This is a genomic window from Pseudomonas mendocina (assembly GCF_900636545.1).
Taxonomy (GTDB): Bacteria; Pseudomonadota; Gammaproteobacteria; order Pseudomonadales; family Pseudomonadaceae; genus Aquipseudomonas; species Aquipseudomonas mendocina.
On sequence record NZ_LR134290.1, the window covers coordinates 5046413 to 5061115 of the forward strand.

Genomic DNA, 14703 nt, shown 5'->3' on the forward strand with positions numbered 1-14703 from the left:
TTCTCCTCAGGCCAGTTGGCCAGCCGCTTCGTGGATCGCAGCGCGAATCCGCACATAGGTAGCGCAACGGCAGATATTGCCGCTCATGGCCGCATCGATATCGGCATCGCTTGGCGCCTTATTGCTGCTCAGCAGCGCCGTCGCCGCCATGATCTGGCCGGACTGGCAGTAGCCGCACTGGACCACATCGAGTTGCCTCCAGGCCTGCTGGACCACTTTGCCCACGGCATCTTCACCAACCGCTTCGATGGTGCTGATGCGCTTGCCGACCACCGCCGATACCGGGGTGACGCAGGAACGCGTCGGCTGGCCTTCGACGTTCACCGTGCAGGCGCCACACAGCGCCATGCCACAGCCGTACTTGGTGCCGGTGAGATTGGCGACATCGCGCAATGCCCAGAGCAGCGGCATGTCGTCGGCCACGTCCAGCTCATGGTCCTTGCCATTGAGATTCAGGGTAATCATGGTCTGCCCACCTTGTTCTGATGGTGTCTGATGGTTCCGGCATGGCTTGCCGGTAGTCACGGTCAGCCCCGCACACAAGGGGCCAGACCATCACTGTAGTGGGCATAAAAGCGCCTGTCGCCACTGACCGCAGAGATCGGCAGAACCGGGCAATAAGTTCGTAGAATCGGGCAATCTAGCTGCCCTGCTCACAGGCAGGGCAGCGAGAGCGGATCAGGCGGCGCGGCGGGAGGTGCGCTCGGCCTGCCGCGAGTAGCCGGCGGACACCAGCTCGGGGAAATCGGCAAGCTCACGTTGCAGCTGGCACTGCTCGGCATAGTGCTCGATGGCACGGCGATAGGCCATGCGGCGTTGGTCTTGCAGCTTGCGCCGGGTCTTGGCGTCAGGTTGGTCGTGCAGTTGCGCGTCATCGAAGATACGAGGCATCTCGGTTCTCCCGGAACGAGGACTGGAGTACCCAGCTTCGCTCGGGGAGATGAAGCTTTGACGGCGACTCTATGAAGGCTCGGTGACTTTGGACGGCTCGCCCGACTCGGCCTTCTTCGACTTTTGACGGTTGTGCACGCGTACCGCGTCGACCGGCAACAGCAGCGTGTCCAGCGCGGCATCGACCGGCAGAGAAACCATCAACGCCGGACAAGCCAGGAACATCCAGCACCAGCCATCACCGGCAGCATCCATTGCGAACTTGGTCGCCGGATACAGCTTGACCTGTCTGTCGGCAGGCATACGGGAGAAAAAAGTGCTGCAGCCCGTAAAGAGAATGATCAACGCAAGCAGCCCAGCGCGTTCCATTAAACGCTTCATCCTTGAAGACTCCAGCTCTAATCCTCGCTGTTACGCAGCGACTTGGGTGACAGCCGCAAGCTGCGCAGGCTGCGTTTGACGCTCTTGAGGTGGTTGACCAGGCTCGGCCCGCGCGCCATGGCCACGCCCATGGCCAGCACGTCGATCACCACCAGGTGGGCGATGCGCGAGGTCAGCGGGGTGTAGATCTCGGTGTCTTCCTGCACGTCGATGGCCAGGTTGACGGTCGATAGCTCGGCCAGCGGCGTCTGGCTCGGGCACAGGGTGATCAGGCTGGCGCCGGATTCACGCACCAGGTTGGCACTGATCAACAGGTCCTTGGAGCGACCGGACTGGGAAATGCACACCGCCACGTCGCCGGGCTGCAGGGTCACAGCGCTCATCGCCTGCATGTGCGGGTCGGAATAGGCCGCGGCATTGAGCAGCAGGCGGAAGAATTTGTGCTGGGCATCGGCGGCCACGGCGCCGGATGCACCGAATCCGTAGAACTCCACGCGCTGCGCGTTGGAGCACGCGGCGATGGCGCGCTGCAGCGCCTCGGGGTCAAGCTTCTCGCGCACCTCCATCAGCGTATGCAGGGTGGTGTCGAAGATCTTCAGGCTGAAGTCGGCGACCGAGTCATCCTCATGAATCGCGAACTGGCCGAAGCTGGCGCCGGCGGCCAGGCTCTGCGCCAGCTTCAGCTTGAGGTCCTGGAAGCCGCTGCAACCGATGGCGCGACAGAAGCGCACGATGGTCGGCTCGCTGATGCCGACACTATGCGCCAGCTCGGCCATGGAGCTGTGCATCACCGATGCAGGATCGAGCAAGACGTGATCGGCCACCTTGAGCTCGGACTTGCGCAGCAGGTGGCGCGACTGGGCGATGTGTTGCAACAGATTCACGGAGATAGGCTCTATGCAGAAAAGGGTCTACCGCGGCACTCGGCGAGTCATGGCTCGGTTATGATCGGCGGCCGGCGGTTGTAGTGACCTTGTAGTTATACTACATAGCGCGCATCCGCGCACAGCCAAGCGGCTGCCGAACAGCTGAACGAATGTTTCAAACATCGGGCACGCCGCAGAAATACAGGCATTCTTGAGGCGGTTTTCACTGCCTCCTACCTGCAAACGCAGGTAGTGTGCAACGGTCCGCTAAACGAGTCGGAGTGTTTCCCTTGAGTATTCCCTGCGACATGCTGGTCTTCGGTGGCACGGGCGATCTGGCCCTGCACAAGCTGCTGCCGGCGCTCTATCACCTGCACCGCGAAGGGCGCCTGCACGCCGATGTGCGCATCCTTGCCCTGGCCCGCAGCAGTCACACCCGCGAGGCCTACCAGGCCCTGGCCGAGCGCCACTGCCGTGCCCAGATCGCCCGTGCCGACTTCACCAACGAGGCCTGGGCGAGCTTCGCCGCACGCCTCGACTACTTCGCCATGGACGCCGCGCAGAGCGCCGATTTCGGCCGCCTGGCCAAGCGCCTGGGACGTGACGAGCAGCGCGTGCGGGTGTACTACCTGGCCACCGCACCGAGCCTGTTCGAAGACATCGCTGCGCACCTGGCTAACGCCGGCCTGGCTGGCCCGGCGGCGCGCATCGTGCTGGAAAAACCCATCGGCCACTCGCTGGAGTCGGCCCGTGCGATCAACGCTGCCATCGGCGCCGTGTTCGACGAGGCACGGGTATTCCGCATTGATCACTACCTGGGCAAGGAAACCGTGCAGAACCTGATGGCGCTGCGCTTCGCCAACGCCCTGTTCGAGCCGGTCTGGCGTGCCGGGCATATCGATCACGTGCAAATCAGCGTGTGCGAAACCCTGGGCGTGGAAAACCGCGGCGGCTACTACGACAAGGCCGGCGCCATGCGCGACATGATCCAGAACCACCTGCTGCAACTGCTCTGCCTGGTGGCCATGGAGGCGCCGGTGCGCTTCGACGCCGAAGCGGTGCGCAACGAAAAGGTGAAGATCCTCGAGGCTCTGAAACCCATCTCCGGCCTCGATGTACAGGACAAGACCGTGCGCGGTCAGTACACCGCCGGCAAGATCGGCGGCCATGACGTGCCTGCGTATTACTTCGAGAAGAACGTCGATAACGACAGCGACACCGAAACCTTCGTCGCCGTGCAGGTGGAGATCGACAACTGGCGCTGGGCCGGCGTGCCCTTCTACCTGCGCACCGGCAAGCGCCTGGCGAAGAAAACCTCGGAGATTCTCATCCAGTTCAAGCCGGTGCCGCACCGCCTGTTCAACGACGGTGAAGCCAACCAGTTGCTGATCCGCCTGCAGCCGGAGGAGCGCATCAGCCTGCAACTGATGGCCAAGAACCCCGGCAAGGGCATGCATCTGAAACCGGTGGAGCTGGACCTCAACCTGGCCAATGCCTTCAACCAGCAACGCCGCTGGGATGCCTACGAGCGCCTGCTGCTCGACGTGATCGACGGCGACTCGACGCTATTCATGCGCCGCGACGAAGTCGAGGCAGCCTGGAAATGGGTCGACCCGATCCTGCAGGGCTGGCACCAGCACTACCAGAGCCCGCGCCCCTACCCGGCCGGCAGCGATGGGCCGGAGCAACTGCAGCACCTGCTGGAGCGTCACGGACGGCACTGGGCATAGACGTGTAGCCCGGATGCAACCCGAAAATAACCGGCGCCCTTCCCCGGATTGCATTCAGGCTACTGGCTCGCCGGCGTCGTTCAGGCGACTGACCGGCGCGCGTGCGCGAGCACCACAAGCAACACCAGCATTCCCACCCCTCCGGCCACCACGAACAGCCCCTCGTAACCCAACGCCTTGGCCAAAACCCCGCTGCTGGCCCCGACGAAGCCGGACAGCAGCAGTTGCGCTGAAGCTTGCAAGGTGAAGTCGGCGCCTTCGTGTTCGGGGCGGCACATGCGCATCATCGCGGCGAACAGGGCGACGGTGGACATGCCGTCGGCCACTTGTTCGAACAGGGTCACGGCGTAGACCAACCCAGTGTTGGCGCCCTGCCCCACCAGCAAGGCCAGGGCGGCGATGCCGCTGGCTTGCAGGGCGCCGAACAGGATCAGCGAACGCAGCACGCCGATACGGGCATAGAGCAGGCCGCCGAGCATGGCTCCGCCAATGCCGGCCAGGCTGCTGATCAGGGTCAGTTGGCCAAGCGCGCCCGTGCTCCAGCCCTGATCCACCAGCATTGGCTTGATCATCGGCGAGCCGAGCGAGTCGCCCAATTTGAAGGTCAGCACCACCGCCAGCCACAGCAGCATGCCGGGTTGCGCCAACAAGCCGCGGTAGTGATCGAGCAGCAGACGTGGGCCCAGAGCGTTTTCAGCCAGAGCAGGTTGAAACGGCAACACCCGGCGCTCGGGGAACAACCAGATCGGCACGCTCATCAGCAGGATCAGGCCAGCCACCAGCCCCACGGCCAGGTTCCAACCCAGCGGGTCGATCACCAGCAACAGGCCGCTACCGCTGATGATCATGCCGACCTTGTAGCCACCCACTTGCAGGCTGTTGCCCAGGCCGCGCCAGCGTTCGGGCAGCAGGCGTACGGTGAGGCCATCGGTGGCCACGTCCTGGGTCGAGGCAAAGAGGTTGATCAGCAGCAGCAAACCAAGCAACAACCACAGGCCGGAGCCAAACAGCGCCTGCGGGGACAGCAGCGCCAGCGCGGCGACACAGACGATGACGCCGCTCTGCAGCGGCAGAATCCAGCCACGATGGTGACCCAATCGGCGCGAGGCCAGGCGGTCGATCCAGGGAGCCCAGAAGACCTTGAGCAACCAGGGCAGCGCCAGCAATTTGAGCAGACCGATCAGCGCCAGGTCGACGCCGTGCTGGCGCAGCAGTACCGGTAGCGAGTGGGCGATCAGCCCGGAGGGCAAGCCCTGAGCACAGTAGAGCGAGGCCAAAAGCACCAGTGTGGCGCTGGACGGGCGAGGTGCAGGTGACAGCATGGAGGGCGCTCGCGGCAAAAGCGCAAGCCTAGTGGTTTGCGCCGGCGAACGGCAACGAGGTGGTGGTTACAGTTCGTAGCTCGGTTCGTCGCGGCTGAAGCCCCTCCCACAAAGCCTCGCCAGCCCGTAGCCCGGGTGCAATCCGGGGCACTTCAATCGCGTATGAATTCGCTCCTACACAGGGTCTGCCGCTGGACTCTCCAATGCGTCCCCTACAGGCTATTCAGGCACTCGCTGAGGCCGTTTGCCAGGTTTTCCAGCAGTTGCTCGTAACCGCTCGCGTTGACCGGCAAGGTCCCGCCCAGAGCATCCAGTTCCGCCAGTTTCACCGGTAGGCCGGCGGTCAGGGTTTCGGCCAACCGTGGGCGCAGTGGCGGTTCGCTGAACACGCAGCTCGGCCCGGTCTGCTGCAGGCGCTCACGCATGGCAGCGACATGCCGTGCGCCCGGCTGTACCTCGCTCAACACGCTAAATACGCCGGCATGCTTGAGGCCGTACGCAGCCTCGAAATAGTCGTAGGCCTCGTGGAAAACGAAATACGGCTTGCCTTGCAAGGCGGCCAGTTGCGGGCGAATACGGCCATCGAGCGCATCCAGGCGTGCTTCGAAGGCTTTCAGGTTGGCGGCGTAACGCCCGGCATTGGCAGCATCCAGCTTGGCCAGGTCAGCGGCCATACGCGCGGCGATCACCTTGGCATTGTCGGACGCCAACCACAGATGAGCATCCAGGCTGCCCGGGCGATGGTCATGATCGTGGCCCAGGTCGTCGCCAGCATGTGCGTGCTCGTGATCATGTTCCTCATGACTCTCGCCGAAATGACGCAGGGTCATGCCGGGCAGGTCCTGCACCGCCAACTGGGGCTTGTCACGGCTGCCCAGCACACGGGGCAGGAAGGCCTCCATGTCCGGGCCGATCCAGTACAGCAGGTCGGCATCGCGCACTCGCCGTACGTCGGACGGGCGCAACGCATAGTGGTGCGGCGAAGCGCCAGGCGGCAGCAGCACTTCAGGTTCACCGATGCCGTCCTGCACCGCCGCGGCGATCAGTTGCAGCGGTTTGATACTGGTCAGCACGCGCACCTCGGCCTGAGCGCTGGCGACGAAAAACAGGGTAAAGAGACAGAAAAGACGCAACACGGGGCATACTCGAATGGCATTGAACAGGTAATATAATAACGTCTCTCACTCGCTCCGTCCTTGCCCATGACCGACACGCCCCTGTCTGCACGCCCTCACGATCACTCCCGCTGCGTCAGCCATGCGCTGGCCGAAGCAGAAGCCATCTGCGCGCGCCAGGGCCTGCGCCTGACAGCTCTGCGCAAACGCGTGCTGGAACTGGTCTGGGCCAGTCACAAGCCACTCGGCGCGTATGACATCCTCGGCGTACTGAGCGACGAAGACGGCCGCCGCGCCGCGCCGCCCACGGTGTACCGCGCACTGGATTTCCTGCTGGAAAACGGCCTGGTACACCGCATCGCATCACTTAACGCCTTCGTCGGCTGCAGCCATCCCGAGCACCCGCATCAGGGCCAGTTCCTGATCTGCCGAGCGTGCCATGCGGCAACCGAACTGGAACAAGCCACCATCAGTCAGGCCATCGTCGACAGTGCAACCGGCGTCGGCTTTATCGTTGAAGGCCAGACCGTGGAAGTCGTCGGCCTGTGCGCAGGCTGCAAGGGCACGGCATGAGCGACGCGCTGATCCGCCTCGACGGCGTCGCTGTCAGCTTCAACGGCCAGCCGGTGCTGGATAACGTGCAGCTCAGCGTAAAGCCCGGCGAGATCGTCACCCTGATCGGCCCCAACGGCGCCGGCAAGACCACTCTGGTGCGCGTGGTACTCGGCCTGCTGCAGCCCGAGCGTGGCAGCGTGCGCCGCACGCCGCGCCTGCGCATTGGCTACATGCCGCAAAAGCTCCATGTCGACGCCACCCTGCCGCTGTCGGTGCTGCGCTTTTTGCGCCTGGTGCCGGGTGTGGATCGCCAGCGCGCGCTGGCGGCACTGGCTGAAGTCGGCGCCGAACAGGTGATCGACAGCCCGCTACAGAGCATTTCCGGTGGCGAGATGCAGCGCGTGCTGCTAGCCCGCGCCCTGCTGCGCGAGCCACAACTGCTGGTGCTCGACGAGCCGGTGCAGGGCGTCGACGTCGCCGGCCAGGCCGAGCTGTACCGGCTGATCTCGCGTCTGCGCGAGCGTCACGGCTGCGGCGTGCTGATGGTCTCGCACGACCTGCACCTGGTGATGAGCGCCACCGACCAGGTGGTCTGCCTCAACCGCCATGTCTGCTGCTCCGGCCACCCGGAGCAGGTCAGCGGCGACCCAGCCTTCATCGAGCTGTTCGGCCAGGACGCCAAGAGCCTCGCCGTTTATCACCACCATCACGACCACGATCACGACCTGCATGGCGGCGTGGTCAAGCCAGGCCTGACCATTCACGGTCCGGCCCACGTCCACGGCCCGAACTGTAAACACTGATGCCTGACTTTCTCCTCAACGCCCTGCTCGCCGGCCTGGCGCTGGCCTTGGTAGCCGGCCCGCTCGGTTCCTTCGTGGTCTGGCGGCGCATGGCCTATTTTGGCGACACGCTGTCCCATGCCGCCCTGCTCGGCGTGGCGCTGGGCCTGCTGCTCGACGTCAGCCCGACCCTCACCGTGACGGTCGGCTGCGTACTGCTGGCCGTGCTGCTGGTGACCCTGCAGCAACGCCAGCCGCTGGCCTCCGACACCCTGCTCGGCATCCTCGCCCACAGCACGTTGTCGCTGGGCCTGGTGGCGTTGAGCTTCATGCATGACGTGCGCATCGATCTGATGAGCTACCTGTTCGGCGATCTGCTCGCGGTCAGCACCACCGACCTGGCCTGGATCATCGGCGGTAGTGCGCTGGTGCTGGCGCTGCTGGCCTGGCTGTGGCGGCCACTGCTGGCAATCACCGTGCACGAGGAACTGGCGCGGGTCGAAGGCCTGCCGGTCGCGGCGATCCGCCTGGCGCTGATGCTGCTGATCGCCGTGGTAATCGCCGTGGCAATGAAGATCGTCGGCGTGCTGCTGATCACTTCCCTGCTGATCATTCCCGCTGCTGCCGCTCAGCGTCACGCACGCACGCCGGAGCAGATGGCCGTGGGCGCCAGCCTGCTCGGCCTGCTGGCGGTGTGCTGCGGCCTGGCGCTGTCCTGGTACCAGGACACGCCGGCCGGGCCGTCCATCGTGGTCAGTGCCGCGGCGCTGTTCCTGGCCAGCTTCGCATTGCCCAAGCGCAACACTTGAGGGCGCGCTACGGCGCGACCGTTCGAGGTGAAATCAGCGGTACGAACCTGTATGATTGCGCGTTTTTTGCACAATTCGAGACGCGTAGTCATGAAGTCGTTCGCTTTTCGTGGTCTTCCTCTTTTACTGGTTCTGCTGCTGGTCGGTTGCCAGAGCAGCCAGCAGCAGAGTCTCCCGCCGGTCGATGATCTGGTCATCGCCTTCCGCGAGCTCGACCTGAGCCTGGCCGAAGAGCGGCTCGACGACGCGCGTAGCCAGCTCAGCGCACTGCAGCAACGCGCCAGCCGCGACACACGCCTGGAGCAATACCAGCGCCAGTTGGCCGAGGCCTATATGGAGCAAGGCCAGGAAGCGCTGCAGCAGGGTGATCTGGATCGCGCCGCGCAGGCGCTGGGTCAGGCCCGCAGCCTGATGCCACAGGCACCGGCCTTGAGCCACGACCTCAACCAGGCCATCGATAGCGCCCGCGCCGCCCGGCAAACGGCAGCCGAACAGCAGGCACGCGAGGCGGCCGCCAAGCTCGACGCCGAACGCCAGGAGCAACTGCGCCAGCAGCGCCTGGCCAGTGAGCGGCAGGCCAAGGTGGCGGCCTCTGCGGCCCCGGCAAACCTGGCCAAGCCAGTGGTCGAGAGCACGCCCAGCGCCCGACTGATCGACCCGAGCGCCGCCACCAGCGTCGTGGCATTGCCTATGCTGGACAGCCAGGACAACCAGCAACTGCGCCGTCTGCTCGACAGCGTGGCCGCGGACGTCGTGACCTTTCGCTGCGCCGTGCGCATCGAAGTACGCGAGGCCAAGGACTACCCCTGGGTCGCGGCACTGCTCTCGGCACGTATCAAGAAGCTCGACCCGAGCTTCCGTCCGCAGCTAAGCCAGACGATCGCGCCACAGCAGGTACCGCGCCTGCTGTTGAGCCCGCAGCGTCATTGACGCGGGCACTGGTACCACCGCTGATCGGTAATGCCATTTTGTAATAACCATAGGCCAACAAAGATTTTCTCGGCCTAAACACCGCCGGGTAGACTAGCCCCCTTTTGCGCCCACCCGGCGCCCGATGGCCGGCCCCTTCCACCTTGGGGCTCGCCCTTGAACACACCCAAAAGGTCGTTCGCGTGATCCAGTTTCAATCCGTCCACAAGGCCTACCGTGTCGCGGGCCGCGAGATTCCGGCACTGCAGCCCACCACGCTGCAGATCGGCAGCGGCCAGGTGTTCGGCATCATCGGTCATTCCGGCGCAGGCAAGAGCACCCTGCTGCGCCTGATCAACCGCCTGGAGGAACCCTCCGGCGGACGCATCGAGATCGATGGCGTCGACGTCACGGCCCTCGATGCCAATGGCCTGCGCCGCTTCCGCCAGCAGGTCGGGATGATCTTCCAGCACTTCAACCTGCTGTCGTCGAAGACCGTCGCCGACAACATCGCCATGCCGCTGCGCCTGGCCGGCGAACTGAGCGGCGCCGAGATTTACGCCCGCGTCTCTGAACTGCTGACCCGTGTCGGCCTGCAGGATCATGCCAACAAGTACCCGGCGCAGCTTTCTGGCGGCCAGAAACAACGCGTCGGCATCGCCCGTGCGCTGAGCACACGACCGAAGATCCTGCTGTGCGACGAGGCCACCAGCGCCCTCGATCCGCAGACCACCACCGCCGTGCTGCAGCTGCTGGCCGAGATCAACCGCGAACTGGGCCTGACCATCGTGCTGATCACCCACGAGATGGACGTGATCCGCCGCGTCTGTGACCGCGTGGCGGTGATGGATGCCGGCGTGATCGTCGAGCAGGGCCCGGTAGCCGAGGTGTTCCTGCACCCGCAGCACCCGACCACGCGGCGCTTCGTGCAGGAGTCCGAACATGTCGACGAGGCCGAGCAACATGACGACTTCGCCCACGTTCCGGGGCGCATCCTGCGCCTGACTTTCCAGGGCGAAGCCACCTACGCGCCGCTGCTAGGTACCGTGGCGCGCGAGACCGGGGTGGATTACAGCATCCTCGCCGGGCGCATCGACCGTATCAAGGACACCCCCTACGGCCAGCTCACCCTGGCCTTGACCGGTGGCGACATCGACGCCGCGCTGGCGCGCTTCGGCGCCGCCGACGTGCATCTGGAGGTACTGCGCTGATGCTCGAACAACTGCTGCCCAACGTCTTCTGGCCGGAAATCTGGGAGGCCAGCCTTGACACGCTGCTCATGCTTTTCGGCTCAATGGTGATTATCGTTCTGCTCGGTTTGCCACTCGGCGTACTGCTGTTTCTGACCAGCCCGAACCAGATCTTCGAGCGTGAGAAGCTGTACAACACGCTGTCGCTGCTGGTGAACATCCTGCGTTCGATGCCCTTCGTCATCCTGTTGATCCTGATGCTGCCCGTCACCGCGTTCCTGGTTGGTGACTCCTTGGGCGTGAAAGGCACCATCCCTCCCCTGATCGTCGGGGCAACGCCGTTCTTCGCCCGCCTGGTGGAAAGCGCCTTGCGTGAAGTGGAACGCGGCATCATCGAGGCAACTCAGGCGATGGGCGCCACCACCTGGCAGATCATCACCCGCGCGCTGCTGCCTGAAGCACTGCCTGGCCTGCTCGCGGCTACCACCGTTACCGCGATTACCCTGGTGGGTTATACCGCCATGAGCGGCCTGGTCGGCGGCGGCGGTCTCGGTGACCTGGCGGTGCGCTACGGCTACCACCGCTATCAGCTGGACGTGATGGCCGTGACCGTGATCCTGCTGCTGATTCTGGTTCAGGCGCTGCAGATGATCGGTGACCGGCTGGTTGTGCATTTTTCCCGTAAATGATGAAAAGCGGCGACTCGCCACCCGCGAGACCCGCACCAACCTTCCCAAAAGGAACCTTGAAATGAAGAAGCTGCTGACTGCCATCGCCGCTTGCGCGGCCTTCTCGGCCCAGGCCGAAACCCTCAGCGTCGCTGCCACTCCGGTACCGCACGCGGAGATCCTCGAGTTCGTCAAACCGGCGCTGGCCAAAGAAGGCGTGGAGCTGAAGGTGCGTGTGTTCACCGACTACGTGCAGCCCAACCTGCAGGTACAGCAGAAGAACCTCGATGCCAACTTCTTCCAGCACCAGCCGTACCTGGACGAATTCAATGCCAGCCGCAAGACCGATCTGGTCAACGTTGCCGGCGTACACGTCGAGCCCTTCGGCGCCTACTCCAGCAAGATCAAGGACCTGAACGAGCTGCCGCAAGGCGCCACCGTGGCCATCCCCAACGACGCCACCAACGGAGGCCGCGCCCTGCTGCTGCTGCAGAAGGCTGGTGTGATCAAGCTCAAGCCGGAAGCCGGCATCCTCGCCACGCCGAAGGACATCGTCGAGAATCCGAAAGGCATCAAGGTGCGTGAGCTGGAAGCCGCCACCCTGCCGCGCGTGCTGAGCCAGGTCGACCTTGCCCTGATCAACACCAACTACGCCCTGGAAGCCAAGCTGAACCCGACCAAGGATGCTCTGGCCATCGAAGGCAGCGACTCGCCGTACGTGAACATCCTGGTGACCCGCGCTGACAACAAGGACAGCGACGCCGTGCAGAAACTGGTCAAGGCCCTGCATAGCGCCGAAGTGAAGCAGTTCATCGAAGAGAAGTATCAGGGCGCCGTCGTACCGGCGTTCTGATCGCCGCTGACACCCTGAGTAGTACCCGATGCCGCGCCGCTGCAAAGCCGCGCGGCATTTTCATTTCCGCGCGCTGGAAAGGGAGCTCACGACGGGATAAAGCGCAGCACACCGGCTTGCCGCGGCCCGGCGCCGCTAGGGTCGTCACTGGGATGGGCGATGCCGTCGCTGACTGGCACCTCAGTGAAATCGAACGGGCTGATCCCCTCCAGGCAGGCGACATTGACGCCGTACTGACTGGGATTGGAACGCCGCTGATGGTGGGTGTAGATGCCGCAGCGCGAACAGAAGAAGTGCGTCGCGCTCATGGTGTTGAAGCGGTAGGTGGTCAGCAAGTTTTCACCCTGCAGGATGCGAAAGCCGGCAAGCTCGGCCGAGACCGCCACCGCACCGCGCATGCGGCAGTAGGAGCAGGTGCAGCGCCGTGCGCTGTGCAGGCCATCGCTCAAGGTCACGTGAAAGCGCACACCGCCGCAATGGCACGCGCCGTTGATCTCGCCGATATCCTTGTTCATCCGTCAGACCTCCGCTCGACAGGAAACCTCATCATAGGTTGGATCAGCCAGGCACTGCAGCAACCAGTCCAGCGCCGGCTGGCGCTGGGCGCGGCGTAGGGTCGCGACCAACTCGCGGTGGAAGGTGAGCTCACCCAGCTCCAGTACGCGTAGCGCCTGGGGTCGGTTACACCACAAGCCGGCACGGGGTATCAGCGATACACCCAGCCCACACTCGACCATACGCACGATGGCCTCCAGCTCATCCAGCTCCAGCGCCTCGCGGGGCGTCAGCCGTTGTTCGCGGAGGAAACGCTCGACCTGACGACCGCCGAAGGAACGGCGGTCATAACGCACGAAGGGCTGCTCGCGCAGCAGTTGCAGCGGATCGTCCCCCGGCAGGCCAGGCGGCACGATCAGCACGAAGGGTTCGCGAGCCAGAGGGACCTGCATCAGTTCCTTGGGCAACTCGAAGGGCGGGCGGATCAGTACCGCCAGATCCAGTTCACCGGCATCCACCTGCCCCAGCAGATCGAGCGAGACGCCCGGCACCAGCTTCAGCTCGACCCGTGCGGCCTGGGTACGAAAGCGCACCAGGGCCTCAGGCAACAGCCCTGTCTGGACAGTGGCGATGGCGCCAATTTTGAGTTCGCCCTGCCATTCGGCCAGCGCCGTCGGCACTGCCATCTGCGCGTAAAGACCCAGTATCTGTTCTGCCAACGGCAAGGCATGGCGGCCACCGGCACTGAGCACCGCGCTGCGGCCGCTGCGATCGAACAGGCGTACGCCAAGGTTCTGCTCCAGCACGCGCATCTGCGCGCTGACGGCAGACTGGGTCAGTCCTACACGCTGCCCCGCAGCAGCGAAGGTGCCATGTCGGGCTACGGTGACGAAGGTTTTCAGCTCGCGCAGCATGGACGCCTCAATTGATCAAAATTATTTGAGATTACGAGCAAGGATATTCGCTTTAAATCGATTTGGCTGTTGCTAGGCTAGTCCGACAGACAATAACCAGAGGTACTGCGTGATGGCCCTTGCTCCCTTTCACCTGGCGATTCCCGTCCATGACCTGGCCGCAGCGCGGCATTTCTACGGCGAGGTATTCGGCTGTGCCGAGGGTCGCAGCAGCGACCACTGGGTCGACTTCGATTTCTTCGGACACCAGCTGGTGATTCATGAGGCGCCGAAGATGGCCTATCAGGAAGAGGCCGTAAGCAACCCGGTGGATGGCCACGACGTGCCGGTGCCGCACTTTGGCGTAGTACTTGGCTGGGCTGACTGGGAGGCGCTGGCCGAGCGCCTGCGCAGCCGCGAGACGCAGTTCGTCATCGAGCCCTACGTGCGCTTCAAGGGCCAGGTCGGCGAACAGGCGACCATGTTTCTTCTCGATCCCTGTGGCAACGCCCTGGAGTTCAAGGCGTTCAAGGATATCGGTCAGCTGTTCGCCAAGTAAGGGGCAGCAGAGTTAAACCGCAGCGGCCTCGAACAGTCGTTCGGGCAGCAGCTCGCGCAGCCCGTCGTTGGCCTCCAGCAACTGCGGCAACAACTCATTTACCAGCGCAGGCTCGAGATGAGCACAGACATCGGCCTGGCGTGACAGCGCCAGGCCACCGAGCACGCGCGCGGCGATGGCCAGGTTGTCATCGGCGGCAGCCGCCTCGGTGAGCTTGCACAGGTAGCCGGTGGAAAAGCTGCGCAGGCTTTGCACGATCAGTTCGATATCGACGATATGCCGGGCAATCTGCACTACATGATCGGCGTCGTTGATGCCGTAGATCAGCATCTTCACCTGCCTGGCCGACAGGCATTCGGCGTAACGCGCGGCGGTGGCGAAGGCGCCGATCACACACAACTGACGCGCCACCTGCAGATGCAACTCATCCGGCAAGGCCAGGTAGGTTGGCAGAATCAGCTGCGGATCGAGGTGAGTGGTGACCCGGGCGAGAAAGTCGATGGGTAGCTCGAGAATCAGCTCACGCAGTTGCGCTGGCACCATGTGCGGCGACAGCTGCGCGGCCTGCTCGGGCCCGAGCTTCTGCACCAGCGCCGCCTTCACCGCCACGGGCGCCATGCTCTGCGAGGCCAGCAGCAGACGCTGCGCCATGCTCAGGGACGGGGCTTTGGCCATCGGATGCTCC

Annotated in this window: 18 protein-coding genes; 9 read left to right on the plus strand and 9 right to left on the minus strand. The window is 64.2% G+C overall.

What is annotated here, in order from left to right; all coding sequences use genetic code 11:
- Positions 1–6: 6 nt before the first annotated feature.
- The 4 genes from EL191_RS23690 to hexR form a co-directional block, all read right to left on the minus strand.
- Positions 7–465: a (2Fe-2S)-binding protein gene (locus EL191_RS23690; protein WP_013717864.1), complete on the minus strand. Its 459-nt coding sequence runs from the start codon at positions 463–465 to the stop codon at positions 7–9.
- A 213-nt stretch (positions 466–678) separates the two neighbouring features.
- On the minus strand, positions 679–891 hold the full coding sequence (locus EL191_RS23695) for a PA3496 family putative envelope integrity protein (protein WP_017363447.1): 213 nt from the start codon (positions 889–891) through the stop codon (positions 679–681).
- A gap of 69 nt (positions 892–960) precedes the next feature.
- Positions 961–1272, minus strand: coding sequence for a YceK/YidQ family lipoprotein (locus EL191_RS23700; RefSeq protein WP_231118651.1), 312 nt, complete (start codon positions 1270–1272; stop codon positions 961–963).
- A gap of 17 nt (positions 1273–1289) precedes the next feature.
- Positions 1290–2156 (minus strand): transcriptional regulator HexR, encoded by an 867-nt coding sequence (gene hexR / locus EL191_RS23705; protein ID WP_017363449.1) that lies wholly within the window; start codon positions 2154–2156, stop codon positions 1290–1292.
- Positions 2157–2446: 290 nt separating this feature from the next.
- Between hexR and zwf the strand changes: the two genes are divergently transcribed.
- Positions 2447–3868, plus strand: coding sequence for a glucose-6-phosphate dehydrogenase (gene zwf / locus EL191_RS23710; RefSeq protein WP_217997017.1), 1422 nt, complete (start codon positions 2447–2449; stop codon positions 3866–3868).
- Between the two features lie 80 nt (positions 3869–3948).
- On the opposite strand, the gene EL191_RS23715 is transcribed toward zwf, so the two are convergent.
- Positions 3949–5190, minus strand: coding sequence for an MFS transporter (locus EL191_RS23715; RefSeq protein ID WP_041975436.1), 1242 nt, complete (start codon positions 5188–5190; stop codon positions 3949–3951).
- Positions 5191–5402: 212 nt separating this feature from the next.
- The gene (znuA, locus tag EL191_RS23720; protein ID WP_041975437.1) at positions 5403–6326 is read right to left on the minus strand and encodes a zinc ABC transporter substrate-binding protein ZnuA; all 924 of its coding nucleotides are present in this window, start codon (positions 6324–6326) and stop codon (positions 5403–5405) included.
- Positions 6327–6392: 66 nt separating this feature from the next.
- Between znuA and EL191_RS23725 the strand changes: the two genes are divergently transcribed.
- From EL191_RS23725 to EL191_RS23755, 7 genes are all read left to right on the plus strand, one after another.
- Positions 6393–6878 (plus strand): Fur family transcriptional regulator, encoded by a 486-nt coding sequence (locus EL191_RS23725; RefSeq protein WP_041975439.1) that lies wholly within the window; start codon positions 6393–6395, stop codon positions 6876–6878.
- On the plus strand, positions 6875–7663 hold the full coding sequence (znuC, locus tag EL191_RS23730) for a zinc ABC transporter ATP-binding protein ZnuC (RefSeq protein ID WP_041975441.1): 789 nt from the start codon (positions 6875–6877) through the stop codon (positions 7661–7663). Before EL191_RS23725 ends, znuC begins: the two co-directional genes overlap by 4 nt.
- Positions 7663–8451: a zinc ABC transporter permease subunit ZnuB gene (gene znuB, locus EL191_RS23735; protein ID WP_013717872.1), complete on the plus strand. Its 789-nt coding sequence runs from the start codon at positions 7663–7665 to the stop codon at positions 8449–8451. The genes znuC and znuB overlap by 1 nt, the downstream gene beginning before the upstream one ends.
- 90 nt (positions 8452–8541) lie before the next feature.
- The gene (locus EL191_RS23740; protein ID WP_041975443.1) at positions 8542–9381 is read left to right on the plus strand and encodes a PA5502 family lipoprotein; all 840 of its coding nucleotides are present in this window, start codon (positions 8542–8544) and stop codon (positions 9379–9381) included.
- Between the two features lie 182 nt (positions 9382–9563).
- Complete coding sequence (locus EL191_RS23745; RefSeq protein ID WP_013717874.1) at positions 9564–10571, plus strand: methionine ABC transporter ATP-binding protein; 1008 nt, start codon at positions 9564–9566, stop codon at positions 10569–10571.
- A complete protein-coding gene (locus EL191_RS23750; RefSeq protein ID WP_013717875.1) occupies positions 10571–11239 on the plus strand; it encodes a methionine ABC transporter permease in 669 nt (222 codons plus the stop codon). The genes EL191_RS23745 and EL191_RS23750 overlap by 1 nt, the downstream gene beginning before the upstream one ends.
- Positions 11240–11300: 61 nt before the next feature.
- Positions 11301–12071: a MetQ/NlpA family ABC transporter substrate-binding protein gene (locus EL191_RS23755; RefSeq protein ID WP_013717876.1), complete on the plus strand. Its 771-nt coding sequence runs from the start codon at positions 11301–11303 to the stop codon at positions 12069–12071.
- A gap of 86 nt (positions 12072–12157) precedes the next feature.
- On the opposite strand, the gene EL191_RS23760 is transcribed toward EL191_RS23755, so the two are convergent.
- Positions 12158–12586 carry a GFA family protein gene (locus EL191_RS23760; protein WP_013717877.1) on the minus strand — a complete coding sequence of 143 codons (429 nt, stop codon included), beginning with the start codon at positions 12584–12586 and terminating at the stop codon, positions 12158–12160.
- A 3-nt stretch (positions 12587–12589) separates the two neighbouring features.
- The gene (locus tag EL191_RS23765; protein ID WP_115298694.1) at positions 12590–13480 is read right to left on the minus strand and encodes a LysR family transcriptional regulator; all 891 of its coding nucleotides are present in this window, start codon (positions 13478–13480) and stop codon (positions 12590–12592) included.
- 112 nt (positions 13481–13592) lie between these two features.
- Here EL191_RS23765 and EL191_RS23770 point away from each other — a divergent pair, with 112 nt between their 5' ends.
- Positions 13593–14018, plus strand: coding sequence for a VOC family protein (locus tag EL191_RS23770; RefSeq protein ID WP_017363456.1), 426 nt, complete (start codon positions 13593–13595; stop codon positions 14016–14018).
- 12 nt (positions 14019–14030) lie between these two features.
- Here the strand turns inward: EL191_RS23770 and EL191_RS23775 are convergent, their stop codons facing one another.
- Complete coding sequence (locus tag EL191_RS23775) at positions 14031–14693, minus strand: hypothetical protein (RefSeq protein ID WP_013717880.1); 663 nt, start codon at positions 14691–14693, stop codon at positions 14031–14033.
- Positions 14694–14703 lie beyond the last annotated feature (10 nt).

What these genes read in the sequence shown, in the direction of transcription:
- znuB (WP_013717872.1), top strand. Translation starts at nt 7,663, where the DNA reads ATGCCTGACTTTCTCCTCAACGCCCTGCTCGCCGGCCTGGCGCTGGCC.
- EL191_RS23690 (WP_013717864.1), bottom strand. Translation starts at nt 465, where the DNA reads ATGATTACCCTGAATCTCAATGGCAAGGACCATGAGCTGGACGTGGCC.
- zwf (WP_217997017.1), top strand. Translation starts at nt 2,447, where the DNA reads ATGCTGGTCTTCGGTGGCACGGGCGATCTGGCCCTGCACAAGCTGCTG.
- EL191_RS23715 (WP_041975436.1), bottom strand. Translation starts at nt 5,190, where the DNA reads ATGCTGTCACCTGCACCTCGCCCGTCCAGCGCCACACTGGTGCTTTTG.
- EL191_RS23765 (WP_115298694.1), bottom strand. Translation starts at nt 13,480, where the DNA reads ATGCTGCGCGAGCTGAAAACCTTCGTCACCGTAGCCCGACATGGCACC.
- EL191_RS23775 (WP_013717880.1), bottom strand. Translation starts at nt 14,693, where the DNA reads ATGGCCAAAGCCCCGTCCCTGAGCATGGCGCAGCGTCTGCTGCTGGCC.
- EL191_RS23695 (WP_017363447.1), bottom strand. Translation starts at nt 891, where the DNA reads ATGCCTCGTATCTTCGATGACGCGCAACTGCACGACCAACCTGACGCC.
- EL191_RS23755 (WP_013717876.1), top strand. Translation starts at nt 11,301, where the DNA reads ATGAAGAAGCTGCTGACTGCCATCGCCGCTTGCGCGGCCTTCTCGGCC.
- EL191_RS23700 (WP_231118651.1), bottom strand. Translation starts at nt 1,272, where the DNA reads ATGAAGCGTTTAATGGAACGCGCTGGGCTGCTTGCGTTGATCATTCTC.
- EL191_RS23740 (WP_041975443.1), top strand. Translation starts at nt 8,542, where the DNA reads ATGAAGTCGTTCGCTTTTCGTGGTCTTCCTCTTTTACTGGTTCTGCTG.
- EL191_RS23770 (WP_017363456.1), top strand. Translation starts at nt 13,593, where the DNA reads ATGGCCCTTGCTCCCTTTCACCTGGCGATTCCCGTCCATGACCTGGCC.
- EL191_RS23760 (WP_013717877.1), bottom strand. Translation starts at nt 12,586, where the DNA reads ATGAACAAGGATATCGGCGAGATCAACGGCGCGTGCCATTGCGGCGGT.
- EL191_RS23750 (WP_013717875.1), top strand. Translation starts at nt 10,571, where the DNA reads ATGCTCGAACAACTGCTGCCCAACGTCTTCTGGCCGGAAATCTGGGAG.
- EL191_RS23725 (WP_041975439.1), top strand. Translation starts at nt 6,393, where the DNA reads ATGACCGACACGCCCCTGTCTGCACGCCCTCACGATCACTCCCGCTGC.
- znuC (WP_041975441.1), top strand. Translation starts at nt 6,875, where the DNA reads ATGAGCGACGCGCTGATCCGCCTCGACGGCGTCGCTGTCAGCTTCAAC.